This is a genomic window from Falsihalocynthiibacter sp. S25ZX9 (genome assembly GCF_041205405.1).
Lineage (GTDB): Bacteria > Pseudomonadota > Alphaproteobacteria > Rhodobacterales > Rhodobacteraceae > Falsihalocynthiibacter > Falsihalocynthiibacter arcticus.
Window position 1 is genome coordinate 137,935 of the sequence record NZ_JBGFCD010000008.1, and the last position, 24,588, is coordinate 162,522.

The window sequence follows — 24,588 nt, forward strand, 5'->3', positions numbered from 1 at the left end:
GCTAGAAAAAGTCGATCGAAACCTGCAAGAGGCGCTCGACCTCAGGCACGTCGGCGGCCATGGTGAAAATGGTTAACACATCGCCCTCTTCGATCCGCATGGAGCCTTCGGGCCGCGACACGACGCCCTTGCTCAAAACGGCGCCCACCAAAACACCCTCAGGGAATTCAATATCCCTCAGCGCCCGTCCCGAAATCGGACTTGTCGAGAGCACTTGCGCCTCGATCACTTCGGCTTCTGCGTCGCCAATGGAGTAAACTTCGCGCACACGGCCATGCCGGATATGGCGCAAAATAGAACTCACAGTTGTGGACCGCGGGTTGATATAGGCGTCGATCCCCATGGGGGCCAAAAGTGGCACCAAGGACGGGTCATTCACCAAGCAGATCGCCATTTTACAGCCCAAACCCTTGGCGCGCACCGCGGCCAATAGATTGGTTTTATCATCGTCGGTGACACATAAAATAGCGTCTGAACGATCAATTCCCGCCTCTTCAAGCAATTCAGGACTTAACCCGTCGCCGTTCAAAACGATTGTCCGCTCCAAAGTGTCAGCGGCTTTTTCAGCAATGGCACGGTCGCGCTCAATCACTTTTGTGCGCACGGTGCGGCCTTTTGCTTCCAACGCCAAGGCCACGGCAAGCCCCACATTCCCACCACCCAAAATAACCACACGGTCTTGTTTATGTTGGACTTTTCCAAACACTTCCAAGGTACGTGCCACGTCTTCGCTGTTAGTAAATACGTAAATTTGGTCGCCAGCGAACAACTGATCATTGGGTACTGGCGCAAACAATGTCCCTTTGCGACGCACACCAACCACGTTCGCCGAGAGGGTTGAAAACAAATCCGTCAACTGACGCAAGGGCGTATTTAGAACCGGACAATCCGCATCAAGTTGAAGCCCCAAAAGCTGGCTTTTGCCGTTGAGAAAACTTTCTGTATCAAAGGCAGCAGGCGCCGCGAGGCGTTGCAAGGCCGCAGCAGCAACCTCTTTCTCGGGGGAAATAACCACGTCGATCGGCATGTGATCGCGGCGATAAAGATCGGAGTAAATGGCATCGAGATACGATTTACTGCGCAAACGGGCCACTTTGCGGGGCACGGAAAAAATCGAATGGGCGATTTGGCAGGTCACCATATTCACTTCGTCCGAATGGGTCGCCGCGATGATCATATCCGCATCACTTGCCCCCGCCGCCTTGAGAACATCCGGATAGCTCGCAAACCCTGCAACCCCTTGAACTTCCAAGGTATCCATAGCGCGCCGCACCAGTTCGGCATTGTTATCCACAACCGTTACATCGTTGCGTTCACCCGAAAGATGGCGGGCGATTTGCCAGCCAACTTGTCCCGCGCCACAGATGATGACCTTCATAAAACTGCCCTTTTGTGCTTCTTCAATGGGTTCTCATTTGTAGCAATCTATGGCCTATGCCCTTGAGTGCGTCAATTGGTGATGCTTATTCCAAGTCCTCGCCCTCAAAATCGTCAATATGCGCCACTCGTGCGCCTGTTTTATTGCTGGTCACAATCCCAAGCGACTTGAGTTTGCGATGAAGCGCGCTGCGTTCCATACCAACAAAGGTTGCGGTGCGGCTTATATTTCCGCCGAACCGATTGATTTGCGTCATTAAATACTCGCGTTCAAACAATTCACGCGCTTCACGAAGCGGCAAGGTCGCCAAACCCGCCGAAAGAACAACGCCCGAGCTCCCACCAGACGGCTCGCCCTGTTGTGGCAAATCGCTTGCCTCAATAATCTCGCTGTCATTGCCAAGAATAAGAATGCGTTCGATGACGTTTTTCAACTGGCGCACGTTTCCAGGCCAACTCATGGTCTGCAACAAGGCCTGCGCTTCCTCCGAAAGATGTCGCAAAGGTAGCCCCTGATCCTTGTTAAAGGCTGCGATAAAGGCGACGGCCAACTCGGGAATATCTTCCCGACGGTCTTCAAGCGAGGGCACGGTGATCGGCACGACATTCAAACGATGAAAAAGCTCCTGACGGAAATTTCCAGCTTCAATTTCGGCCTGCAAGTTCCTGTTTGTGCTCGATATAACGCGAATATCAACGCGAACCTTTTCGCCGCCGCCCACGCGTTGAAATTGCTGATCGACTAAAACGCGCAGGATCTTGCTCTGCGTCCCCATCGGCATATCGGCAACTTCATCAAAGTAGATAACGCCGCCATGCGCTTCCTCAAGCAACCCAGGTTCAATCCCGCGTTCTGGGCTTTCGCGCCCAAACAGGACTTCTTCCATCCGCTCGGGTTCAATTGACGCGGAATTAACCACGATAAACGGTGCAGACGCGCGATCACTTTCGCTGTGAATATACCGCGCAGCGCTTTCCTTGCCCGACCCAGCAGGTCCCCGCAGCATAATGCGGCCATTGGATTTGGTGACTTTTTCAAGGTTTGATTTCAAGGCCTTATAGGCGGAACTAGATCCAATCATTTCACTGAGCGTTACGTCCCGACGGCGCAACTCACTATTCTCACGGCGCAAGCGCGACGTTTCCATCGCCCGCGTAATAACGACCAAAAGCTGGTCAATATTGAAGGGTTTCTCAATGAAATCATAGGCACCCTGTTTTATCGCGGCGACGGCGATTTCGATATTCCCGTGACCAGAAATAATCACAATAGGCACATCGGGATGGCTGCGCTTCACCGATTTCAGGATGTCGATGCCGTCCATTTGGCTATCTTTCAGCCAAATATCAAGGATCATCAAACTCGGAGGCTCAGAAGCTATTTGATCCATACACTCGTCAGAGTTACTTGCAAGACGCGTTGTAAAGCCTTCATCTTTAAGGATATCCGATATTAGTTCACGAATATCACGTTCGTCGTCAACAATAAGAATGTCACTCATCAGCTCACCTCTTTCAGTTTTTTTGGCGTGCCCAAAGGAAGGGCAACAGCCACACAAGCGCCTGCATGTGTTGTGTTTCCAAATATTTCTGCATCCAAAAGCGCCAGCGTCCCGCCGTGCTCCTCGATGATTTTCTTAACGATGGGCAGGCCAAGACCCGTGCCCTTATCGCGTGTTGTTACGTACGGCTCAAACAAGCGTGAGCGATCAATAGGAAAGCCAATGCCATTGTCGGAAATACGAATGCGCAGTGTCTCGTCATCTGCTTCCATATTAATTTTCACCATAGGAATAAACCCATCTGGAACGCCATTTTCGACATGTGTTTCAACCGCTTCGCCCGCGTTCTTAATTAAGTTGGTCAAGGCTTGTGCGATCATCGTTGAATCCACATCCGCAAATATAGGCTCCTCTGGCAACTCAGCGACTAACTTCACGGGATCAAGCGCACCCGTTTGCAGATGAACGGCGTCCCGCATAATTTCGGTCAGATCATGACTGCGGAGTTCTGGTTCTGGCATGCGCGCAAACTTGGAAAATTCATCGACAATACGCCGCAAGTCATTGGTTTTGCGCACAATAACATCTGTCATATAGGCCATGCCCTCTGCATCTTCTTCCGAAAGCTTTGAGGAATATTTTCGCTTCAAACGTTCGGCCGATAGCTGGATAGGCGTCAACGGGTTTTTAATTTCATGCGCGATCCGACGCGCCACATCGCCCCAAGCGGCCATGCGTTGGGCAGAAACGAGGTCGGTCACATCATCAAAGGCCACAACGTACCCTTCCAATGCGCCCCCTGAACCGCGTCGAGGAGCAATCCGCACGAGGAGGTTCTCTTGCTTCCCGTCCCGCACGACAAGGACTTCTTCCTGTGCGGATTCTGCACGGTTGGCTTGTGTGCGGGCAAAAAAGTCACCGAACTCAGGCACCGCGAGAGACAGTTTTTGATTGCCAGAGTCGTCTAAATTCAACAACCCCTGCGCCGAACGGTTCACAAAATCAACGCCTCCATCCGCATCCAGCCCGACAACGCCGGAAGTGACCGAGCTTAAAACGGAATCAAAAAGGCGGCGGCGATCCTCAATTTGGCGCGTATTCTGGAGCAAAGTCTCCCGTTGCTCCCGCAATTGCCCCGTCATTTGGTTGAAATATTGCGACAGGAGCGCGATTTCGTCGTCGCCAGCCTCCTCATATACGCGCACGTTCAAATTGCCTGCGCCAACCTGTTGTGCCGCACTGGTCAACCGTCCCACGGGTCGCGCAAGACGCTCCGCAAACCAAAGTCCGAGCCAAATCGCGGCAAGGATCAAAATGACGGCAAACCCGAGGTACAGCAGGCCAAACTCAAACAGAATTTTACCGCGATCCTTTTCCAATTGTTCATAAAGGGAAACGTTTTGTTTTGTTTCGTCCAACAGGCTTAGGATGTCCCCATCAACCTCGCGCGACAGGTACAAGTAGCGATCTGTTAGCCCTGAAAGCGCGACAAGGGCGCGAAATTCGTTATTTTCCCAGTCCTTAATGACAACAGTTTCGCCCTTGCTGGCTTTGTCAAAATCAGAAGATTTGGGTTGTTCATAGTTGAACAAATAAGACCGATCCCCGCGGGCCCGAATGGTCCCTGCCCCGTCAACGACAAAGGCCTCGCGTAGGCCACGTTGCACATTGGCTTGGGCATTGGTCAAAATCTCGCGCAAATCGCCGTCGGACATGCGAAAATTCCCCAAGGCCTCGATGTCGATGTCATTTCCCAATTGCTCGGCGTCGGAAACAAGATCGCGACGATGCTCGGCTTCATAGGCTTGGGCGGCATCCAGTGAGCTTGAAACCACCTGTCGCACACGGTCCGAAAACCAGCCTTCAATCCCGACATTCACCGTCAACATGGCGAACACAGCGACCAGAATGGTCGGCAAAAGCGTCACGAGGGCAAAAACACCCGTCAGTCGAAGGTGGAGTTTTGAACCCGCGGATTTTGCGCGTCGCGCAGACACCATGCGCACGACTTGTTGGAGAACCAAGGCCGCAACGACGAGGGCATAGATCATATCCGCCAGCAGAATCAGCCGCAGACTATTGGGGCCTGTCGAAACTTCCAGTGGCCCAAGAATCACAAACGTCGCAGCAGCCAAAATAGGCCCCAAAACCACCATTCCGAGGGTCGCGAAGTTTTGAAAACGCTTTTGGCGCCTTAAACGTATAAGCCTATTGAATGTCGCACTACGGACCAAACTTGGCACCGCGTCCCCCAAAGATACTGTGCCCTTCGATAGGCACGCCACAATATATACCGTCTGTCACAAGGGTAGCAGCCTTCTTGCAACGGGTATGTTGCTCTTTTACATCAATTTGCGGCGGCGTGTCACGTTAATTTCGAGCTCTGTGATCTTCTTTCTGAGGGTATTTCGGTTAATCCCAAGTAAATCGGCGCATTTCGCCTGATTTCCACCCGTTGCATCAAGTGATATCTCGATCAATGGCGTCTCAACTTCACGCAGAATACGTTGATAAACGCCTGTCGGCGGCAACGCACCGCCATGAAGGTCAAAATAACGACGCAGATGTTTTGCCACCGAGGCCGAGAGCAATTCGCCCTCGCGGCCACCATTCGCGGGTTCGATTACTGGCTGATTCCCGAGGACAAGCTCAACTTCGGCCCGATTAATCTCTTCGCCGACGCTGGTCAAAACCAAACGGCGCACGGAATTCTCCAACTGGCGTACATTTCCAGGCCAGCTAAAGGCGCGAATGAGTTCCATTGCATCCGGTCCAATCCGACGCAAAGAGGCTCCTTCGCGCTCAGCCTTCGCAAGGAAATGTTCAGCAAGAAGCGGGATATCATCGACCCGTTCGCGCAGGGACGGCACCGTGATGGTCACACCACAGAGGCGGTAATAGAGGTCTTGGCGGAACGTCCCTGCCTCCATTTTCAGGCTCAAATTCGACTGACTCGTCGCCATAATACGCGGTGCATTATCGCCAAAACTATCCAACATACGCACTACACGGGCCTGTGCGTCGGCGTCGAGATCGCCCACTTCGTCAAACAGGATCGAGCCGCCTTTGGCGCGTGAAATAACGGTGGCTGGCCCGTCCATGCCCTGCAAATCATTGGCGGAGGCCACAATGAATGGCTGAGTGCGGCGGTCAGAAAAGTCGTGAATTGCTCGCGCGATCAACGACTTGCCCGTGCCACTTTCACCCGAGATCATCACCGTCAAGTCGGTGTTCATCACTCGCGCTACCAGTCGATAGAGGGTTTGCATTTGGGCCGTGCGCCCCACCAACGGCAGATCATCTTGGGTGGATTCTCGCGGCGCGCCGGTCTCGTGGGACAAGGGATTGACGCGGCGCTTAATCTCTAGGGCGCGCGCGGCGCGTTTCATCAAATCGGGCAGGTCAAACGGCTTGGGCAAATAGTCATAGGCCTCGGCTTCGGCGGCTTGGATTGCGGTCATAATCGTGTTTTGGGCGGAAATCACAATTACCGGCAATCCGGGGCGCAATTCTCCGATACGTGGCAGGGCCTCTATGCCATTGCCGTCGGGCATCATCACGTCGGAAATCACCAAATCGCCCTTCCCTTCTTCGACCCAGCGCATCAGCGTCATCAACGACGAGGTTGCGTGCACTTTACAGCCCGCCCGCGTTAACGCTTGAGTTAGAACTGTGCGAATTGTGCGGTCGTCGTCTGCGACAAGAACTGTACCGTCCATTATAGGATCTCCGTTTTATTTTGAGTGTTGGGCGCATCAATTGCGGATTCTTTTGGGGCAACAGGCAGCGAAATCCGAAACACGGTGCGCCCGGGGGACGAGTCAACGGCAATCCAGCCTTGGTGCTCCGAGATGATTTTACTCACCAACGCAAGGCCAAGCCCCGTGCCATTTTCACGCCCAGAAACGAAGGGTTCAAAGATGTCCCCCGCAATTTCGCTCGGCAATCCAGGGCCATCGTCAATGATCTCAATTTGAAGCGGGACCGAGCCAGACCCGTCTGTCCGACGCAGGCGCATCGAGTTTTCATAGAAGGTATGAATACGGATTTTGCCGCCGTTTTTATTGGCCTCCGAGGCGTTTTTCAAAAGGTTGAGGAACGCCTGAAGGAGCTGGTCCATATCACCCCATGTGGGTGGCATGGAGGGATCGTAATCCTCAATGATTTCCATATGTGCGCCAAAACCCACCATCGCCGAACGCCGCGCGCGATCAAGCACATCATGGATATTCACCGCGGTACATTGCGGCTTCAAAACGTTTCCGAATTGCTCGACTTGCTCCAGAAGTTTCACAATCCGACGGCATTCTTGGACAATGAGGTCGGTCATTTCTTGATCATCATTCGACAGGTTCATCGCTAAGAGTTGCGCGGCCCCCGTAATGCCCGCGAGCGGGTTTTTAATCTCATGGGCCAGCATTTCCGCCATCCCGATCGCGGATTTCGCCGAAGTTTTGACCGAATGGCTCCTCCCCAACCGATCGGCAATTTCGCGCGGCGATATCAGTAGGAGGATTTTACCCGTCCGCTCGCCTTTACTAGAACTCAGGGACGCAATTTGAATGTTGCACAGCACCGGCGCGCGCTCGCCACTTCCCACGTCTACATCATTGATAAATAACGCGGAATGATCTTTTCGGACACGCTGAAAGCTGGTTTCCAGCGGCGAGTCGATCATAACTTTGTCCCACACCGACGCCCCTATGAGCATTTTTGCGGAGGAGTTCAAAAAGGCTTCGGCAACGGCATTGCTCTCGAGAATGCAGTCAGCATCGTCAAGGATCAGCGCTGGAATTGGCAGCGACGCCCAGAGGTCAATGTCATATTCAATCATCGGTCAGTCCTTCGATCGGGCTATGGTCAGGAGAAAGAGCATCGGGCAGTAGCGCCAACACAGTTTTGGGGTTTTTCTCGATTAAAACGGCTTTGCGCAGGGCGGCTGGGGTGTGAACGCCATCCATGTACCAGCCCAGATGTTTGCGTGCGACGCGCCCGCCAAGAGGGACGGGATAGAATTCAAGCATGGCTTCATAGTGCCCCGAAACCATGTCGATCAGGGCATTTCCCTGCGGGATTTCGGGGGGTGCGGAGCCAAAAAGATCGGCCGCGACCTGTGCTAGAATCCACGGCGCTCCCTGTGCGCCACGGCCAATCATCACACCATCCGCGCCAGATTGTGCAAGGGCCTGACGCGCGGTATCGGCATTGATAATGTCCCCATTCGCCACGACGGGAATGGAAACGGCGTCTTTGACACTGGCAATCGCTTCCCAGTCGGCGCGACCTTTGTAAAACTGGCAGCGAGTCCGTCCGTGGATAGTAATCATTCGGATGCCCGCAGCCTCTGCGCGGGCCGCGAGTTCGGGCGCGTTAAGCAAAGCGTCGTCCCAGCCCAAGCGGGTTTTAAGCGTGACAGGCACCGAAACGGCCTCAACAACAGCCTCAATCAGGGTCAGCGCATGGTCCAAATCTTTCATCAGGGCGGACCCTGAATAGCCGTTCACGACTTTTTTCGCCGGACAGCCCATATTAATGTCGATCACACGCGCGCCGTTATCTTGGATCATTTTTGCGGCTTCGCCCATCCAATAGGCGTCTTTTCCGGCGATCTGAACCGAGGTATTGCTGCTGTCAAACCCCAGTTCAGCCCGTTCGCGCACGCCGGGTTTGCCCTGAAACATTTCTTGGCTGGCAACCATTTCGCTCACGACCAACCCAGCCCCAAAGGACGACACCAGATTGCGAAACGGCAAATCCGTAATTCCGGCCAATGGCGCCAATAGGACCGGTGGGTCCAAAATGATATCTGCAATATTAATGGTCAAACGCCTAATCCTTGTGCACATTTCAGTGCTACGCCCCACAAAAGCAAAAGGCAATTCCGCGACGGTGCATTCTGCGCGAAAAACACGCATTGCATAAAATTTAGGCAGCAACTCGCCCATTGTTCTCATTGCGCGCATTGCTTAAACAAGGGGCGTGAAAACAACGAAGGTTAACAATCCCCTATGCGCATTGCTGCTTTAATTGTTGCCGCTGGAAATGGGTCTCGCATGGGCGCCGACGGATCTGGGCGTGCGAAACAGTTCCAAATGCTCGCGGGGCGCGCGGTTGTGGCTCACACGGTCGATTGCTTTTCCAACCACCCGTTGATTTCCGAAATAATCGTTGTTGCGCCATCGAGCGGAGTGGAGTGCGCGCGCGACGCCCTCAAAGGCCGAACCGATGTGATATATGTGGAGGGCGGCGATAGTCGCTCCGCCTCGGTCGCCCGCGGACTTACGCAAATTCCTTCCCCGATCACCCATGTTTTAATCCACGATGGCGCACGCCCCTTGGTGGCAAAATCGACCATAGATGGCGTGATTGAAGCTCTTAAAGCTGGCCCCGCCGCCGCTCCTGCTCTTGCCGTAACAGATGCGCTTTGGCGCGGGGCTGACGGGCAGGTAACGGCCCCGCAGGCAAGAGATGGATTATACCGCGCACAAACGCCACAAGGCTTTGAAATAAATATCATTCGTGCGGCACATGCCTCTGGAATAGCCGCCGCAGATGATGTGGAACTCGCCCTTAGTTTAGGGATAGACGTAACCATAACTCAAGGCCACGAAGACAACCTAAAACTCACTTATCCCGCAGATTTTGACCGCGCGGAACGACTCTTAGCGATGAAAGAAGACCCTATGGATATTCGCCTTGGAAATGGCTTTGACGTGCATAGATTTGGCACGGGTGACCATGTTGTTTTATGCGGAGTGCGCGTCCCCTTCGAGCGCGGTCTCCAAGGACATTCGGATGCAGATGTCGGCATGCACGCAGTGACGGATGCAATTTATGGTGCCTTGGCGCAGGGGGATATTGGCCAGCATTTCCCCCCAAGTGATCCCCAATGGAAGGGCGCTGAAAGCCAAATTTTCTTGCGCCACGCGGTGGAACTGGCGACGGAAATGGGGTTTTCAATCTCGAATGTGGATTGCACTTTGATCTGTGAATTCCCCAAAATCGGCCCCCACGCGGCCAATATGCGAACAGTAATGGCCGAAATTATGAACATGGAGGCGGATCGTGTGAGTGTGAAAGCAACAACATCCGAACGCCTCGGATTTACAGGGCGCGGAGAAGGCATTGCCTCAATCGCAACCACAACATTGGTGAAAAAATGAGCAAACTCGCAACCTTCTCGGCCCAAGCCAGCAAACACATCGCTGTATTCTTTGGCGCGGGCCTTATTAAACCCGCTCCGGGCACATGGGGAAGCCTCGCGGCCCTGCCCGTCTTCCTACTCGTCCATTTATACGGGGGGTTTTCGGGGGCTGTATTAGCGACAGTTGCGGTCATCTTTATCGGAGTCTGGGCGATTGAAAAAGAAACCCGTGGCAAGACAGATCACGACCCCAGCGAGATCGTTATTGATGAGGTCGCCGGTATGTGGATCGCGCTTTTGCCCGTGTCTTATGGCGCGCAAATCATGGGGGCGTCGATTTTGGCGCTCTATCCAGGATGGATCGTCGCCTTTGCCGCTTTCCGGCTTTTTGACATCACGAAACCAGGCCCTGTTGGCTGGGCGGACGAGCGCGACGATGCAATTGGCGTCATGCTCGACGACGTGATCGCAGGCGTGATGTCGGCGATTGTGGTTGTCGCCTTTGCTGCGCTTTATCACATTATCCTGACATGAGCTTGGCCGCGCAAATTCTTGAAAAGGCTAAGGTAAAGCAGACATTGATTGCGACAGCTGAAAGCTGCACGGGCGGCATGGTCAGCGCGGCTTTGACCGACGCCGCGGGAAGCTCTGCCATGTTTGATCGCGGTTTCATCACCTATACCAATCAAGCAAAACAGGACATGTTAAACGTCAGCGCCACTACTCTTAAGGCCCACGGCGCTGTCTCGAAGGAAGTGGCACGTGAGATGGCCGACGGCGCGCTCGCCCATTCAAGTGCTACCCTTGCGGTATCGATCACGGGGATCGCCGGCCCCGGTGGTAGCGAATTTAAACCCGAGGGGCGCGTGTGTTTTGGAGTCGCTGGTTTGGGGCAGGACACACATAGTGAAACCGTCGAATTTGGCGCTTTAGGGCGCGACAATGTGCGGATAAAAGCCCGAGACCACGCCCTCGCACTTTTGTTGCGCGCGCTTTCTTAATTTGACGTTTTTTTGTGCAGGTCGCTAAAATATTGCGCATATTTTAGCGTCTTTTAGAACTGCCCGTATTTTAGACCCCAAGGCAGGCCCTTGCCTCTTTCCTCAGCACGCACAAGTCGCTTCAACCCCTTAACACTGGATTTTGGAACGAACGGAGCGGAATATGAACGGGGCAGATACAGCTTGGATTTTGGTCGCAACGGCTTTGGTTTTGTTTATGACAATACCAGGGCTTGCGCTGTTTTATGGCGGACTCGTGCGGGCGCGCAATGTACTCAGCGTCTTCATGCATTGTTATGCAATTGCCTGTTTAATGAGCGTTCTATGGTTCGCCTTTGGCTATACCATCGCGTTTGGCGACGGGAACGCCTATTGGGGCGGCTTGGGCAAAATGTTTCTCGATGGGGTGACTGTCGACAGCCTCACGGGAACTCTGCCGGAAGTATTGTTCTTTGCGTTCCAAATGACCTTCGCGATCATCACCCCCGCGTTGATTGTTGGAGCTTATGTTGAACGGATCGGTTTTGGATTTGTAATGTTGTTTTCGGGCCTGTGGATGCTGTTGTGCTATGCGCCCGTGGTCCACTGGATTTGGGGCGGAGGATTCCTGTCGGACGGCGGGATATTTGGCGCGGTCGGAGTCAAAGACTTCGCGGGCGGCATCGTTGTGCATGAAACGGCAGGGATCGCAGCCCTCGTTTTGGCGGTGATGTTGGGCGCGCGCAGGGTGGCGACCAAGCCGCCCCACTCGCCGCCATTGGTGATGCTCGGCGCATCCATGCTTTGGGTTGGATGGTTTGGCTTTAACGGCGGATCACAACTCGCAGCAGACGGCGGCGCAGCTATGGCGATTACCGTCACACATATTTCAGCGGCAACCGCTTCACTGACGTGGGCCTTCTGGGAACGTGTTAAATATGGCAAAGCCAGCCTCGTGGGGATTGTCACAGGGACCATCGCGGGCCTTGCGTCAATCACGCCCGCTTCGGGATTTGTCGGCCCTGTTGAAGCTATGATTATCGGCGCGATCGCAGGCATTCTGTGTCAGGAAGCCGTGAATTTCATCCGCAACGGCATCAAGCTAGACGACACATTGGATGTGTTCGCGGTGCACGGTGTGGGCGGTATTTTCGGCACGATTATGATTGCGGTGTTTGGCTATGGCACATGGACAGCGCAACTCGGCTCGCTGGCAATCGTGGGCGGATTTACACTGGTTGTCACTGTGGTTTTGGTCAAATTGGCCAGCATGGTCGTGATGTTCCGCGTGACAGAGGAGATGGAGGCAAATGGCCTCGACCTCGAAGAACACGGTGAGCGCGCTTACGAATTCAACTCGTAGTCAGCGAATACAATAATGGGGCCGTGCTTCGCTGCGCGGTCCTATTTTATTGGAAAAACGCAAGGCACCGACTAACTTTTCCGCCGCTTTTCTAAGCTATAACCGGAAACAAGCATTCTAAATCTACCCCTATCTCCGATGCCAAAACTTCCACACATGCTTTCCGCTCCTAAAGAGCCAACCTTGCTCTCCGGTTTTCAATGCAAGATTACGGAGGTGCGTGACACTAGATTCAAGTTTGGAAACGTTAGAGCGTTCTTGCAAACATTCTTGATATAATTTCGTTAGAATCTCATCAATCGTATTGCAGCGCGGCAATCGGACTTGTTGTTTTTTCAAAGCATCAAGTAATAGTTTTGGCGTTATGTCCGACAAATCGGACAGATATTTTTCGCATGATTCCAAATTTGACGCATGCGAAACTTGAGTGAAATCCACGTGAAAGCTATCTAGGAGAAACTTTGCATCATCATCTACTGTAGGACTCAAAAGCCCGCACAGGACGCCAGCATCAAGCTTATCATCACCTGAAGTTGGAAAAGCCATTGATAGAATGTTTATTAGTTTTTGTCTCGCCATAACGCGGTCATGATTACCGAAAATAGTAATAGGTAGCTTATTAAGCCGGTACACAAGCTTCGTTGCAGTCGCCGACAAAGATTCATTCACCCGCTTTCGGTCAATGCGTTCACTGTCCAACCCGCAAATAGCTGCAAAGCCCGTAACGACATCACCATATTCGCTCACAACATCTGCAAAATCTTTTACGATCAAGCTTTCCTTTGGTAGATTTTTACTAAAGTACAATAAGCGCTGCCTATAGACAGGGTCCATATATGGCAGAGTTTTAAGGCCACCGCCTTTAATACGTTCCTGAATTGCAGATGTAGCGAAGTCATTGGGCGCACGCACAAAACAGACAACCTTGACCCGAATACCTCTAGACTTAAAGAAGCGAAGCAATGAACGTTTTTCCTCCCAGAGCAGCATGCTAATGCCTTCTCCAGAAATGATTAACCTTTCAAATTTGGGATCAACTAAATCTTTTTCAAGAACCTCTAGATAGTGTCTCTTTTTGTCATCAATCTCATCTTTGGAAAGGCCCACAATCTTCCAGAGATGATAGTCATATCGCGTTTCGGAAAAAATAGTGGAGAGCGCCATTGAGTGGTTAGTCTCCTCAAAGCGTGCATAAGTCGTGGTGTCATCGGAGTAGTTTTCAAGGCTCGCCTGAATGGATGACGATCCTGTTTTGTGCATTCCGATGTGTAGTATGACTTCCTTCATTTTTTCTTCCTATTTTCAGACATTGTTATCCTTCCTAGTCAAAAAACAAAAAGGAACTCCAATAGGGACCTTTAAGGCATCGGGTATAAATACTTGGCACGGATTTCAAAGGCTCTCACAATGCGATGCATGGCTTCGTTAAAAACGACACCGATGAGTTTCTGCAGAATGATGTTTTTGAACTCAAAATCCACATAGAACTCTACTTCGCAACCACCAGCATCAATGTCACGGAATTTCCAATGGCTTTTGAGGTATTTAAATGGACCATCAAGATATTCTGTCTCAATCAAGCTTTGCGCGGGAAACAAACGCACGCGACTGCCAAAACGCTCGCGAAACACTTTGAAGCTGATCACAAGGTCCGCAAGAACCTCGTCGCCGCCGTCAATCGGCGTAACGGAACGAATGCGTGCACCACTACACCACGGTAGGAACTCTGGGTATTTTGCCACATCAGCGACCAAATCGTACATCTGCTCGGCGGAATAGGGCAATATGCGCGTTTCTTGGTGGCTAGACATTGTGTTTCCAATTTTTACATGGCGTTGCCCCCCCATTTCGTGTACTCCGCGCCCAAATGCAAGGGGGGTTTCATGCCAACGCGTCCATATGTCATCGACCAAATGATCTCGGCCAAATCGATTGCGGCTCGGATTGAAATACTCGCCCACGAGATTGAAGCCGAGTTTCGAGACACGGATAAATTGATTGTTGTCGGCCTTTTGCGCGGCTCCTTTGTGTTTATCGCCGACATTGTGCGCGAATTGGATTTGCCCGTAGAGGTCGATTTTCTCGAGGCGTCCTCCTATGGGAATAGCACAGAGAGCAGTCGCGAAGTGCGCATTTTGAAAGATTTGCGCGGTGCGATTGAAGGCCGCGATGTCCTGGTTGTAGAGGACATTGTCGATACGGGGCACACGCTCTCGCATGTCACGCATATGTTGTTAAGCCGGAACCCAGCGCGCCTAAAAACCTGCGCTTTGCTTGATAAACCCGAACGACGCGAGGTTAATTTCCGCGCCGACTGGACCGGCTTTGAAATCCCAGACGAATTCGTCGTCGGATATGGCATTGATTTTGCTCAACGAAATCGCAATCTCCCGTATATCGGCAAAGTTCGTTTTACTGAGGAATAGATCATGAGCCTTAACCCGCGCCAATTTCTTCGCATACGTTTATGGACGGATAAGCCGCCGTCAAAGCGGCGCGTTTTGGTGGTATTTGGGGTGGTTTTGGCCTGTGGTGCTATTTATTCTGTGGAGCGTTGGGTTGGTTGGCCGCAAGAGTTGAGCAGCGAACGCCCGTCCAAAATTAAGGTTCAGAATTAGGCGATTATCCTAGGTATTCTCGGATTACCGCCAGAAAAGCGCCCGTTCCTACGGGTAAAATCTCGTCTGGGAAATCATAGGTTGGCGTATGAAGTTGGGGTTGATCTGTACCCGACCCAAGCCAGAACATCGCCGTGTGTGCTGACTGTGAATATTGCCCGAAATCCTCGGACCAAAGTTGCGGCTGTTGGGCTATTTCAAAAGGAATTTGCGCCTTTCGCAGGGATTTTTTTAACAGGTTTACCGCCTGAGGGTGATTTTCGCAGGCGTCAAAAACGTCATGGTAGGAAAATTCCAGCTCAAGTCCAACTTCGGCCGCAGCCTGAGTCGCAAGGGTTTCGGCCTGTTGGCACAGGTTTTCCATTGCCGCGTCCGAGCGACTGCGCAGGGTGGCCCAAATCTCAGCATAACCGGGCGCGATTCCAAAGGTTGGCTTTCCGAGCGTTGCATGCGTCAGGGTTACGAGCGAGAAATCGGGCGATTGGACTCCTCCGGAAGGGTCCGCAAGTGCGGCCAAAGCAGGCATCAGACGGGCAACGGTTGGCATGGGGGATAGCCCGTCATGGGGAGCCGCCGCGTGGCTGGTTTTTCCCGTCAGCATAATTTTCAAACCCCGAGAAGCGCAATTGGCAGACGTTGCCGGAATTTGAATTTTCCCCACATCCTGTCCGGGTGCGTTGTGGAGTGAAAACAGGTAATCCAGCTTTAACGCCGCGAATTTCGGATCTTGAACAAGGGCTTTTGCACCCTGCCCTGTTTCCTCGGCGGGTTGGAAAATGAGTGCGACAGTGCCTGACTTGGGCCGCTGTTTTGACAGCTCTTCGGCAAGGGCAAGTACCATGCACATATGCCCGTCATGCCCACATAAATGCGCAACACCGTCGTTTTCGGAGCGGTAGGAAATGTCTGACAACTCATAAATCGGCAACGCGTCAAGCTCGGCGCGAAATCCAATTGTCGGGCCAGCTTGCGCGCCATGAAAAAGGGCAATAACACCCTGCCCGCCGACGGATTTTAGAATCTTATCGGGAGAAAACCGCTTCAACTCCTGCGCAATAAGCGCCGAAGTTTTATGTTCTTGACCCGAGACTTCCGCGATCACGTGCAACGCGTGCCGTAAATCCCGAACCCAGTTGAGGTTCGCGCTCAACGCCCCAATTTCTGTAAACGCGCCGTCCGCAAGCGCGCGAAATCGTCCCCAGCGTGGTAGGAACTGCGGGTGAGCGGCGTGGCTGAAACCATATGGAACCCTTTGCCATAGGCGGCTTTTTCATAGGTTTTGAATTCTTCGGGCGTCACAAACCGATCAATCGCGTGGTGCTTGGGCGTTGGCTGAAGATATTGACCAATGGTCAGGAAATCGATGTCGGCGGCGCGCATGTCTTCCATGACTTGCATCACGGCTTGCTTGTCTTCGCCAAGACCGACCATGATACCCGATTTGGTAAACATCGACGGGTCCATTTCTTTAACCCTCTGCAAAAGGCGCAGAGAATGGAAATAGCGCGCACCGGGGCGGACTTCGGGATAAAGGCCGGGCACCGTTTCGAGATTGTGATTGAACACATCAGGACGCGCCTCAACAACGATTTCGAGAACCTTTGGGTCACAGCGAATAAAGTCGGGCGTCAGAATTTCGATCGTTGTATTGGGCGATTGCTTGCGAATGGCGCGGATGGTCTGGGCGAAGTGTTCGGCACCACCATCCTCAATATCGTCGCGATCCACAGAGGTAATCACCACGTGATTTAGGCCCAATTTCTTGACCGCATGGGCAACACGGCCCGGTTCAAACGCATCCAAATCCTCGGGGGGTTTGCCCGTCGCGATGTTACAGAAAGTACATGCGCGGGTACAAACCTCGCCCATAATCATCATCGTGGCATGCCCTTGGGACCAACATTCGCCAACGTTCGGACAGCCCGCTTCTTCGCAAACCGTGGTCAGCTTATTCTCGCGCATAATCTTATGCGTTTCAGCATAGCCTTTGCCGCCGGGCGCCTTTACGCGGATCCAGCTTGGCTTCTTGGGCTGTGGATTGTCCGGACGTTTTGCCTTTTCAGGATGACGTTCGGCCGGTATTTTAAGATCACGCATAGAATATTTCCCTTGATTAACCACAATATATCGCTTTTTCATGTGGCTACCAGAGCCAAGTTACATATGCATAACGGGCTTGCAATAGGGGGGCGTAAGCTTCCAATGGAGGGATATATTATGAAAAAAGAAATTGCAGAAGTATTTGGCACCTTTGTATTGGTGTTTTTTGGGTGCGGCGCAGCAGTGCTAGGCTTTGAGATTGGGCACGTTGGTATTTCCATGGCGTTTGGCCTTTCAATTGTGGCTGCCGCCTATGGCATCGGCGCGATTTCTGGCGCGCATCTTAACCCAGCAGTGTCGTTGGGGATGGTCACGTCGGGCCGCATGAATGTGGGGGAATTCATCCGTTATTCTGTGGCGCAAATTGTCGGCGCCATCCTTGCCATCACGGCTGTATATTTAATTGCATCGGGAAAAGCGGACTATTCCGTTGCCGCAAATGGCCTTGGTCAAAACGGATATGGAGTTGGTTATAATGGGGAATATACCCTCGTTGCCGCGCTAATATTCGAGATCGTCGCGACATTTATCTTTGTGACCGTCATTCTTGGATCAACGGAAAAAGGCGCACCGGCAGCTTTTGCAGGTCTGGCAATTGGCTTGACGTTATTGGGCATCCACCTTGTTGGCATCAACGTTACGGGTGTTTCGGTGAACCCTGCGCGCTCCATTGCACCTGCGTTGTTCGCAGGAGGAACCGCCCTCGCCCAACTTTGGGTTTTCATCGTGGCACCACTCGCAGGTGGTGCGCTGGCAGGCGTGCTTTACGGCGCAGGCATTACCCGCGCAGACGCAGCTTAACCCACATAGCACAAAGTCGCGCAATACAAGGCCGTCCTTCGGGGCGGCCTTTTTGTCGCACCGCTTTAAGTAAGAAAACTAAAATTCCAAACGGATTCAGCCTTGAAGCCACGCCATTGCACGCTACTTAGAATCGTTATAAACCGCATTCGAATTCAAAAACACGACAGGAGCAGACATGCAAATTGGCGCAAAACTTCCAGACGTAACATTTCACACCCGCGTTCGCGACGAGTCTATTGGCGGCGACAATCCGTTCCGCTGGGAAAACAAAACAACCCGCGATTATTTCGCTGGCAAACGCGTTATTTTGTTCGCCCTCCCCGGTGCGTTTACGCCAACTTGCTCGACGTTTCAGCTCCCAGGGTTTGAAAAAGGCTTTGCTGACTTCCAACATGAAGGCATCGAGGGCATCTATTGTTTGTCCGTCAACGACAGCTTTGTGATGAACAAATGGGCCCAGAGCCAAGACCTTAAAAACGTCAACGTCATTCCCGACGGTTCCGGCGAATTTACCCGCAAAATGGGCATGCTGGTTGAGAAATCCAACGTAGGCTTTGGCATGCGGTCGTGGCGCTATGCAGCCATCGTGAATGACGGTGTGATCGAGGGCTGGTTCGCAGAACCCGGCATTGCCGACAATGGCACTGAGGATACCTATGGCGAGTCCTCACCAGAAAACCTGTTGAACTGGCTCCGCGCAGAGAAATCAGTCGCGGCTTAAGGCTTCACGTTTTATAGACACGAAAAGGGCCTTCCATTGGAAAGGCCCTTTTTTGTTTTCGTATATTTTGCGCATCAACCAATCATCGGTCCGTGTTTTCCATAGGACTTCGTCGCGTGAAAAGCCAACCGTTGCAAGGCGATCTTGAGCACGATTTTGCCACTCCGCGCGGCCCAATCCATCTCTTTTTCGGTGGTTTCAATCCCCTCAAGGAAACAGCAACACCGCAAAACGACATGCCCAAGTCCCGGCCCCAAATCCCGCAGCGCCTCACGGGTGCGATCATGGGCGGCCTTTTGTTTTTCATTGCGAAACGTGGGCGTCGGAACCGTTGAGCCATCTTCGATTTGCATCAAATATTGCTCCCAAATCTTTTGGTCCTGAAGCCCCATTTGAGCCAATTCGAAATCTTCCCGAAGCCGCTCGCCCGCTGCGACTAAATCGTCGTTCAAAAAGGGCTTACCGGTTTTGTCACGGCGACGAGCCAAGGCGATCAGTGGACTTTCCGCCAAAGTATAGCGCTTAATCGGCCGGTCTTCGTCACGATCATTGGACCATGTGGTGGGAGCGGCATCAAAACGCGTGGGGGCCTCGGCAAACCCATGTGCCATCCCGCCCATACGGTTTGGGGCATCCATTGTGGATTTCAGGAAACTACGGCCAGAAACCGTCGCTTCATACTGGGCGATTTTACCGGATTTTTTGCATTTTATCCATTCTTTGAGCGCCATCGCCTCGGCAATATGACGATCAACAATTGCCGTGCGCGCAGATTTCCCACCGGGAAGATCCCGCAGCACAACTGCCTTATCCATATTCCCAGCAACGACCAAAACCGCCCCTGTTTCACAAAGGCGTCGCAACACCCGTTGCGCCTCGGAATGCAGCTCAATATCAGAGGCAGTTTGGTTTGGGTTTCGTTTGGGCGCAGCCATCTGGGTATCCTTGTTTATAGGGCTGTTGGGAAAATGTGCTTTGCCCAAGTCGCGCAGAGCCTTGTCGATTAGAATATCATCGCGACGGTTTTCAAACCGGCGGATTTGACGCAAAACAGTGGACGCGTGGCATCCAGCGTTTCGTGCCACGGCACGAATGGACAGACCCGTTTCCGTGTGAAGTAAATAGCGTTCAGCGGCATCCGGTACCCAGTGGGGCAGCAACGTACGAACCGGTCTGCTATCCAAATTTTCCCCCATTACAGTCTCCTTGAGTTGGCAATGGTCTTATGGCGATTTTGTAGGAAGGAATGATGTTTCAATTGGTTACGCCCTCGTTAAAATCTTGTGACTTCGCTATGATTGTTTCCAAATGCTAAACAATCGGTAAACTAACGTTCGGCGATTATTTTCATCCGCAACACACGCTTAAGTTGAGTCATTCTGTGTAGACATCAAAAACTCACGGAGAAGACCATGAATGATATCCTAACCATGCTGAAAATGTTGAACCGCCCTCGCCTCCTCGTTCGGGCCGCACGCCACGGTTTAAGCGAGTATAATAGGGACCGTCACCTTCCACGCCTGATCAAAGACGCACGTCTTCCGGGCCCTGGACAGGCCGTAATTACCCTCATGAGTGAGGAACAGATTCTTGAAGAAAAGCGGAAATTGGGCGACGCAAGTTACAGTGTAATGCTGCATATTGAGATGCTTGTTGCGCTTATGGGCGAAGCAAAATTATTAGCAGTGCGGACAGCATAAAGGGCGGAAAACCAATTTCCGCCCCAATTTGAGGTAAATTGTGTCTATAAGAACGAATCTGGAACAGAGGCTTTCTTTTCAGCTACATAGCTCCTAAGGGCTCGCTCGATTAGGGGATCAAGTGCTGGAGCACGGTAGTCTGAGAGCAGTTGTTTCACCTTCGTCGCGGCCAAAGATTGGCTATCCCGCGCGCCTTCGTCTTCCCACGTCTCAAAGGGTTTATAGTCGAGGACATTACTGCGCCAAAAGGCCGACTGATAATTTGCTTGGGTATGGGCGCACCCTAAAAAGTGCCCCCCCGGCCCAACTTCAACGATCGCGTCCATAGCTTGGGCGTTTTCATCTATCGCAACGCCTTCAGCGAGTTTGTGCAAAGCCCCCAGTTGGTCCGCATCAAGAACAAACTTCTCAAGCGAAGCTACAAGCCCGCCTTCAAGCCAACCACAGGCATGGAGCATGAAGTTCACGCCGCCCAACAGGGCCGCGTTGAGGGTATTTGCGGTTTCATATCCCGCCTGCGCATCAGGCAGCTTTGAGCCACAGAGCCCGCCACCAGACCTAAACGGAAGGTTAAGGCGGCGCGCGAGCTGGCCCGCACCGTAAAGGATTTGTGAAGCTTCTGGTGTGCCAAAGGTCGGTGCACCCGAATTCATGTCAATCGACGTCACAAATGTCCCGAAAATAACCGGAGCGCCTTTGCGGATCAGCTGGCTATAGGCAACGCCTGCCATAACCTCGGCCAAAACCTGCGCCAATGTCCCCGCGACGGAAACAGGCGCCATCGCCCCGCCAACAACGAAGGGCGAGATGATGCAAGCCTGATTTGCACGCGCATAGACCTCAAGCGACCCCATCATAATCGAGTCAAACGAGAGCGGTGAGTTGATATTGATGAGCGACGTCATCACCGTATTGTCCCGAACGAAGTCCTTGCCGAACAGAATTTCACACATCTCCACACTGTCTTGAGCGCGGCTAGGTTCGGTGACCGATCCCATAAAAGGCTTATCGCTCAACGTCATATGCGCCAATAGCATGTCGAGATGCCGCTTGTTCACTGGTACATCGGTCGGCTCACACACGGTTCCGCCGGAATGGTGCAAGAATTTGGACATATAACCCAAACGCACGAAATTCTCGAAATCCGCCATGGTGGCATAGCGGCGCCCGCCCTCAAGGTCGCGCACGAAGGGCGGACCATAAACAGGCGCGAGCACCAGTTTTTTGCCGCCGATTTCCACATTCCGTTCGGGATTGCGCGCATGCTGGATAAAACTCGACGGCGCTGTTTTGCACAATTCCCGCGCCAATCCACGGGGAATCCGCACGCGATCATCCTCAATTTGCGCACCAGCCGCGCGCCAAAGCTCCAACGCTTCCGGATTTTCGAGGAAATTCACACCTGTTTCTGCCAAAATCGTTTCGGCGTTGCGCTCGATTATTTGAAGCGCTTCCTCGTTGAGGATTTCGTAATTTGGGATCGCGCGATCAATGACGGGTGCAGTCTCAAAACTTACGGCACTGCGTGCGGCACGACGCGCAGAACCGCCGCCTCCCCGTTTGCGACCTGATTCTAACGTCATAAACGTCTCCTATACCGATGTTTACTTTTGTTCTCATGACCGCTGCCTTTGGCGGTGTTAAAAACAGACATTTTTGGACGGAAAGCGACATTTGTGTTTAATTCCATGTGCAGTTTAAAAATTACACGCAAATTGCCGCCCGAGGGTCGCAACCACTTGCACAGAACGCCCATGCACATTATTGCCAAATAATGAATGATATTCCTTCGCATGAGCGCCTGCTAATCATCGACTTTGGGTCCCAAGTGACGCAGCTCATTGCGCGTCGTCTGCGCGAGCTTTCTGTCTATTGTGAAATCCATCCGTTTCAAAAAGTGACTCCTGCTTTCTTGGCCGAATTTGCGCCAAAAGCGGTGATCCTGTCAGGCGGCCCCGCCAGCGTGATTGACGAGGGATCGCCCCGTCCACCAAAAGAGGTATTTGACCTCGACGTGCCTATTTTGGGCATTTGTTACGGTCAACAAGTTATGATGCATATGCTGGGCGGCAAGGTTGAATCCGGCCACGGAACGGCCGAATTTGGGCGCGCCTATGTTGTGCCAACCGGCGAGAAAATCGACCTTTTGGACGGCTGGTTTGCACAAGACAAAGAGCAGGTATGGATGAGCCACGGCGACCACGTGAGCGCCATCGCTGCCGGGTTTGAAGTATATGGCACCTCGCCAAACGCTCCTTTCGCGATCACCGCAGACACGGCACGCGGTTTCTATGCGGTGCAGTTCCACCCTGAAGTTCACCATACCCCTAATGGCGCGAAATTCTACGAAAATTTTGTCAAAATGGCAGGCTTTACAGGCGATTGGACCATGGGCGCGTACCGCGAACAAGCGATTGACGCAATCCGCGAACAAGTCGGTGACAAGCAGGTTATCTGTGGGTTGTCGGGCGGCGTAGACAGCTCGGTCGCAGCGGTTTTGATCCACGAAGCGATTGGTGATCAGCTGACCTGTGTGTTTGTTGACCACGGTTTGCTGCGCAAGGATGAGGCCGAAGAAGTCGTGAAAATGTTCCGCGACAATTATAAAATCAAGCTGATCTATGCGGATGAAAAAGAGCTGTTTCTGGGCGCGCTCGACGGGCAATCTGATCCCGAAACCAAGCGCAAAATCATCGGTGGCTTGTTTATTGATGTGTTCCAGAAATACGCCAATGGAATCGAAGGCGCGGAATTCCTCGCTCAGGGCACGTTGTACCCCGATGTGATTGAATCCGTGAGCTTTTCCGGCGGGCCTTCGGTGACGATCAAAAGCCACCACAATGTGGGCGGCCTGCCTGAGAAGATGGGTCTTAAACTTGTGGAACCCTTGCGCGAATTGTTCAAGGATGAGGTCCGTGCGCTGGGCCGTGAGCTTGGCCTTCCCGCGAGCTTTATTGGCCGTCATCCCTTCCCAGGGCCTGGCCTTGCGATCCGTTGCCCCGGTGAGATTACCCGCGCCAAACTTGAGATCCTGCGCGAAGCGGATGCCGTTTATATCGATCAAATCCGCAAACACGGTCTTTATGACGAGATTTGGCAAGCTTTCGTCGCCATTCTCCCTGTGCGCACCGTCGGTGTGATGGGCGATGGGCGCACCTATGATTTCGCCTGTGCTTTGCGCGCAGTCACGTCGGTGGACGGAATGACGGCGGATTATTATCCATTCACCCATGAATTTCTTGGCGAAACCGCGACGCGGATCATCAATGAAGTTCAGGGCATCAACCGTGTGACCTATGATATCACCTCAAAACCTCCTGGTACGATCGAGTGGGAATAAAGCAACGTTTACGCGCGAGATTAGCTCCACAGGCTCCTGCGCCCGTCGAACCCGTCTTGTTTTCCCAAAGCAGTGACTTGCTTGCGAAGATAGAGTCCGACCTGACCGCGCAATCAACGCGGGGCGAAGCACTTGCGCGTCTTCGGGAGTTGGGGTTGTCGGATTTCGGACTGTTTCTTATTTCGCTGCCCGATGCGACTTACCCCAAGTTGTCGGCCTTGCTTCCGCGCATGGCCGAGACCGAGGTTCAACGCAATTGGACTGGCAACAGCGGCGCGTTCCTTTTGACGCAAACGCTCGATTTCGTGCGATCTGCGGCCTATAACTACTCTGAAATTTCAGGGAAATCCCTGTCAGACGCCAAAATTCTGGACTTTGGTTGTGGCTATGGCCGCATCAGCCGCATGATGTATTTCTTTACCGAGGAAGAAAACTACTTCGGCGTCGACCCTTGGGATCGCTCCATCGAAATCTGTAAAAACGATGGCCTAACCACAAATTTCGCGGTCTCTGATTATTTACCCACAGACTTGCCCGTCGGTGATGCGCGATTTGATTTTATCTTTGCCTTCTCGGTGTTTACGCACCTTTCTGAACGTGCCACGCGCGCGGGAATCTCAACGGTAGCAAAATATCTCACTGCGGATAGCGTTCTCCTTATCACAACGCGCGAGATCGAGTATTGGGCACAGCATTTCAAAGAAACCGCCCCCCAACAGCGTGCGCACTGTGAAGCGTCACACGTTGCAGACGGGTTTGCTTTTGTTCCCCATAGCCGAGAAACAGTTGACGGGGATGTAACTTACGGCGACACATCCATGACCGTTGCGTGGTTCCACGCGCAATTCCCCGACCTCAAAATTGTGAAGCAAGACCGCTCCCTCAACGATCCCTATCAATCTTATTGGTTCGTTCAAAAACGTTAAAACTAGTTTGGAC

The 24,588-nt window shown here is 52.6% G+C and carries 23 protein-coding genes; 11 read left to right on the plus strand and 12 right to left on the minus strand.

Annotated features, from left to right (window positions below):
• Nucleotide 1: 1 nt before the first annotated feature.
• The 6 genes from trkA to dusB all read right to left on the minus strand — a co-directional run bounded on the left by trkA (nt 2) and on the right by dusB (nt 8,704).
• Nucleotides 2-1,378: a Trk system potassium transporter TrkA gene (trkA, locus tag AB9F29_RS10945; RefSeq protein WP_335585535.1), complete on the minus strand. Its 1,377-nt coding sequence runs from the start codon at nt 1,376-1,378 to the stop codon at nt 2-4.
• 85 nt (nt 1,379-1,463) lie between these two features.
• Complete coding sequence (locus AB9F29_RS10950) at nt 1,464-2,879, minus strand: sigma-54-dependent transcriptional regulator (RefSeq protein ID WP_369755709.1); 1,416 nt, start codon at nt 2,877-2,879, stop codon at nt 1,464-1,466.
• Nucleotides 2,879-5,122, minus strand: coding sequence for an ATP-binding protein (locus tag AB9F29_RS10955; RefSeq protein ID WP_369755710.1), 2,244 nt, complete (start codon nt 5,120-5,122; stop codon nt 2,879-2,881). Before AB9F29_RS10955 ends, AB9F29_RS10950 begins: the two co-directional genes overlap by 1 nt.
• Nucleotides 5,123-5,221: 99 nt before the next feature.
• The gene (locus AB9F29_RS10960) at nt 5,222-6,598 is read right to left on the minus strand and encodes a sigma-54-dependent Fis family transcriptional regulator (protein WP_039003549.1); all 1,377 of its coding nucleotides are present in this window, start codon (nt 6,596-6,598) and stop codon (nt 5,222-5,224) included.
• A complete protein-coding gene (locus AB9F29_RS10965; RefSeq protein WP_369755711.1) occupies nt 6,598-7,713 on the minus strand; it encodes a nitrogen regulation protein NR(II) in 1,116 nt (371 codons plus the stop codon). The genes AB9F29_RS10960 and AB9F29_RS10965 overlap by 1 nt, the downstream gene beginning before the upstream one ends.
• Nucleotides 7,706-8,704 (minus strand): tRNA dihydrouridine synthase DusB, encoded by a 999-nt coding sequence (gene dusB / locus AB9F29_RS10970; RefSeq protein WP_369755712.1) that lies wholly within the window; start codon nt 8,702-8,704, stop codon nt 7,706-7,708. Before dusB ends, AB9F29_RS10965 begins: the two co-directional genes overlap by 8 nt.
• Nucleotides 8,705-8,887: 183 nt before the next feature.
• Here dusB and AB9F29_RS10975 point away from each other — a divergent pair, with 183 nt between their 5' ends.
• The 4 genes from AB9F29_RS10975 (at nt 8,888) to AB9F29_RS10990 (ending at nt 12,366) form a co-directional block, all read left to right on the plus strand.
• Nucleotides 8,888-10,042, plus strand: coding sequence for a bifunctional 2-C-methyl-D-erythritol 4-phosphate cytidylyltransferase/2-C-methyl-D-erythritol 2,4-cyclodiphosphate synthase (locus tag AB9F29_RS10975; protein WP_369755713.1), 1,155 nt, complete (start codon nt 8,888-8,890; stop codon nt 10,040-10,042).
• Nucleotides 10,039-10,557, plus strand: coding sequence for a phosphatidylglycerophosphatase A (locus AB9F29_RS10980; RefSeq protein WP_369755714.1), 519 nt, complete (start codon nt 10,039-10,041; stop codon nt 10,555-10,557). Before AB9F29_RS10975 ends, AB9F29_RS10980 begins: the two co-directional genes overlap by 4 nt.
• Nucleotides 10,554-11,024, plus strand: coding sequence for a CinA family protein (locus tag AB9F29_RS10985; RefSeq protein WP_369755715.1), 471 nt, complete (start codon nt 10,554-10,556; stop codon nt 11,022-11,024). Before AB9F29_RS10980 ends, AB9F29_RS10985 begins: the two co-directional genes overlap by 4 nt.
• Nucleotides 11,025-11,187: 163 nt before the next feature.
• Nucleotides 11,188-12,366 (plus strand): ammonium transporter, encoded by a 1,179-nt coding sequence (locus tag AB9F29_RS10990; RefSeq protein ID WP_369755716.1) that lies wholly within the window; start codon nt 11,188-11,190, stop codon nt 12,364-12,366.
• A gap of 129 nt (nt 12,367-12,495) precedes the next feature.
• Here the strand turns inward: AB9F29_RS10990 and AB9F29_RS10995 are convergent, their stop codons facing one another.
• Nucleotides 12,496-13,653 (minus strand): hypothetical protein, encoded by a 1,158-nt coding sequence (locus AB9F29_RS10995; protein ID WP_369755717.1) that lies wholly within the window; start codon nt 13,651-13,653, stop codon nt 12,496-12,498.
• 71 nt (nt 13,654-13,724) lie between these two features.
• Nucleotides 13,725-14,177 (minus strand): type II toxin-antitoxin system RatA family toxin, encoded by a 453-nt coding sequence (locus tag AB9F29_RS11000; RefSeq protein ID WP_039003581.1) that lies wholly within the window; start codon nt 14,175-14,177, stop codon nt 13,725-13,727.
• A 72-nt stretch (nt 14,178-14,249) separates the two neighbouring features.
• On the opposite strand from AB9F29_RS11000, the gene hpt reads away from it, so the two are divergent.
• Together hpt and AB9F29_RS11010 are read left to right on the plus strand one after the other, a co-directional pair.
• Complete coding sequence (gene hpt / locus AB9F29_RS11005; protein WP_335585526.1) at nt 14,250-14,792, plus strand: hypoxanthine phosphoribosyltransferase; 543 nt, start codon at nt 14,250-14,252, stop codon at nt 14,790-14,792.
• 3 nt (nt 14,793-14,795) lie between these two features.
• Nucleotides 14,796-14,984, plus strand: coding sequence for a hypothetical protein (locus tag AB9F29_RS11010; protein WP_369755718.1), 189 nt, complete (start codon nt 14,796-14,798; stop codon nt 14,982-14,984).
• 4 nt (nt 14,985-14,988) lie between these two features.
• Here AB9F29_RS11010 and AB9F29_RS11015 read toward each other — a convergent pair whose 3' ends face one another.
• Both AB9F29_RS11015 and lipA read right to left on the minus strand, forming a co-directional pair.
• Nucleotides 14,989-16,134: an amidohydrolase gene (locus AB9F29_RS11015; protein ID WP_369755719.1), complete on the minus strand. Its 1,146-nt coding sequence runs from the start codon at nt 16,132-16,134 to the stop codon at nt 14,989-14,991.
• Complete coding sequence (gene lipA, locus AB9F29_RS11020; protein WP_039003541.1) at nt 16,131-17,081, minus strand: lipoyl synthase; 951 nt, start codon at nt 17,079-17,081, stop codon at nt 16,131-16,133. The genes AB9F29_RS11015 and lipA overlap by 4 nt, the downstream gene beginning before the upstream one ends.
• 117 nt (nt 17,082-17,198) lie before the next feature.
• Between lipA and AB9F29_RS11025 the strand changes: the two genes are divergently transcribed.
• Together AB9F29_RS11025 and AB9F29_RS11030 are read left to right on the plus strand one after the other, a co-directional pair.
• On the plus strand, nt 17,199-17,885 hold the full coding sequence (locus AB9F29_RS11025; RefSeq protein ID WP_335585591.1) for an aquaporin: 687 nt from the start codon (nt 17,199-17,201) through the stop codon (nt 17,883-17,885).
• A gap of 178 nt (nt 17,886-18,063) precedes the next feature.
• The gene (locus AB9F29_RS11030; RefSeq protein ID WP_369755720.1) at nt 18,064-18,609 is read left to right on the plus strand and encodes a peroxiredoxin; all 546 of its coding nucleotides are present in this window, start codon (nt 18,064-18,066) and stop codon (nt 18,607-18,609) included.
• Between the two features lie 74 nt (nt 18,610-18,683).
• Here AB9F29_RS11030 and AB9F29_RS11035 read toward each other — a convergent pair whose 3' ends face one another.
• Nucleotides 18,684-19,805, minus strand: coding sequence for a DUF6456 domain-containing protein (locus AB9F29_RS11035; RefSeq protein WP_369755721.1), 1,122 nt, complete (start codon nt 19,803-19,805; stop codon nt 18,684-18,686).
• Between the two features lie 216 nt (nt 19,806-20,021).
• On the opposite strand from AB9F29_RS11035, the gene AB9F29_RS11040 reads away from it, so the two are divergent.
• Entirely contained in the window at nt 20,022-20,309 is a 288-nt protein-coding gene (locus tag AB9F29_RS11040; protein ID WP_039003539.1) for a DUF6477 family protein, read from the plus strand.
• Nucleotides 20,310-20,353: 44 nt separating this feature from the next.
• Here AB9F29_RS11040 and AB9F29_RS11045 read toward each other — a convergent pair whose 3' ends face one another.
• Complete coding sequence (locus AB9F29_RS11045; protein ID WP_369755722.1) at nt 20,354-21,892, minus strand: trimethylamine methyltransferase family protein; 1,539 nt, start codon at nt 21,890-21,892, stop codon at nt 20,354-20,356.
• A gap of 191 nt (nt 21,893-22,083) precedes the next feature.
• Here AB9F29_RS11045 and guaA point away from each other — a divergent pair, with 191 nt between their 5' ends.
• Together guaA and AB9F29_RS11055 are read left to right on the plus strand one after the other, a co-directional pair.
• On the plus strand, nt 22,084-23,649 hold the full coding sequence (gene guaA, locus AB9F29_RS11050; protein ID WP_369755723.1) for a glutamine-hydrolyzing GMP synthase: 1,566 nt from the start codon (nt 22,084-22,086) through the stop codon (nt 23,647-23,649).
• A gap of 77 nt (nt 23,650-23,726) precedes the next feature.
• On the plus strand, nt 23,727-24,575 hold the full coding sequence (locus AB9F29_RS11055; protein WP_369755724.1) for a class I SAM-dependent methyltransferase: 849 nt from the start codon (nt 23,727-23,729) through the stop codon (nt 24,573-24,575).
• Nucleotides 24,576-24,588: the final 13 nt, after the last annotated feature.

Bases quoted from the DNA above. Each gene is read 5' to 3' on its own strand.
- AB9F29_RS11040 (WP_039003539.1), top strand. From the start codon at position 20,022: ATGAATGATATCCTAACCATGCTGAAAATGTTGAACCGCCCTCGCCTC.
- lipA (WP_039003541.1), bottom strand. From the start codon at position 17,081: ATGCGTGATCTTAAAATACCGGCCGAACGTCATCCTGAAAAGGCAAAA.
- AB9F29_RS11030 (WP_369755720.1), top strand. From the start codon at position 18,064: ATGCAAATTGGCGCAAAACTTCCAGACGTAACATTTCACACCCGCGTT.
- trkA (WP_335585535.1), bottom strand. From the start codon at position 1,378: ATGAAGGTCATCATCTGTGGCGCGGGACAAGTTGGCTGGCAAATCGCC.
- AB9F29_RS11035 (WP_369755721.1), bottom strand. From the start codon at position 19,805: ATGGGGGAAAATTTGGATAGCAGACCGGTTCGTACGTTGCTGCCCCAC.
- AB9F29_RS10980 (WP_369755714.1), top strand. From the start codon at position 10,039: ATGAGCAAACTCGCAACCTTCTCGGCCCAAGCCAGCAAACACATCGCT.
- AB9F29_RS11010 (WP_369755718.1), top strand. From the start codon at position 14,796: ATGAGCCTTAACCCGCGCCAATTTCTTCGCATACGTTTATGGACGGAT.
- AB9F29_RS11045 (WP_369755722.1), bottom strand. From the start codon at position 21,892: ATGACGTTAGAATCAGGTCGCAAACGGGGAGGCGGCGGTTCTGCGCGT.
- hpt (WP_335585526.1), top strand. From the start codon at position 14,250: ATGCCAACGCGTCCATATGTCATCGACCAAATGATCTCGGCCAAATCG.
- AB9F29_RS10975 (WP_369755713.1), top strand. From the start codon at position 8,888: ATGCGCATTGCTGCTTTAATTGTTGCCGCTGGAAATGGGTCTCGCATG.
- AB9F29_RS10960 (WP_039003549.1), bottom strand. From the start codon at position 6,598: ATGGACGGTACAGTTCTTGTCGCAGACGACGACCGCACAATTCGCACA.
- AB9F29_RS10990 (WP_369755716.1), top strand. From the start codon at position 11,188: ATGAACGGGGCAGATACAGCTTGGATTTTGGTCGCAACGGCTTTGGTT.
- AB9F29_RS10985 (WP_369755715.1), top strand. From the start codon at position 10,554: ATGAGCTTGGCCGCGCAAATTCTTGAAAAGGCTAAGGTAAAGCAGACA.
- AB9F29_RS10995 (WP_369755717.1), bottom strand. From the start codon at position 13,653: ATGAAGGAAGTCATACTACACATCGGAATGCACAAAACAGGATCGTCA.
- AB9F29_RS10950 (WP_369755709.1), bottom strand. From the start codon at position 2,879: ATGAGTGACATTCTTATTGTTGACGACGAACGTGATATTCGTGAACTA.
- AB9F29_RS10965 (WP_369755711.1), bottom strand. From the start codon at position 7,713: ATGATTGAATATGACATTGACCTCTGGGCGTCGCTGCCAATTCCAGCG.
- guaA (WP_369755723.1), top strand. From the start codon at position 22,084: ATGAATGATATTCCTTCGCATGAGCGCCTGCTAATCATCGACTTTGGG.
- AB9F29_RS11000 (WP_039003581.1), bottom strand. From the start codon at position 14,177: ATGTCTAGCCACCAAGAAACGCGCATATTGCCCTATTCCGCCGAGCAG.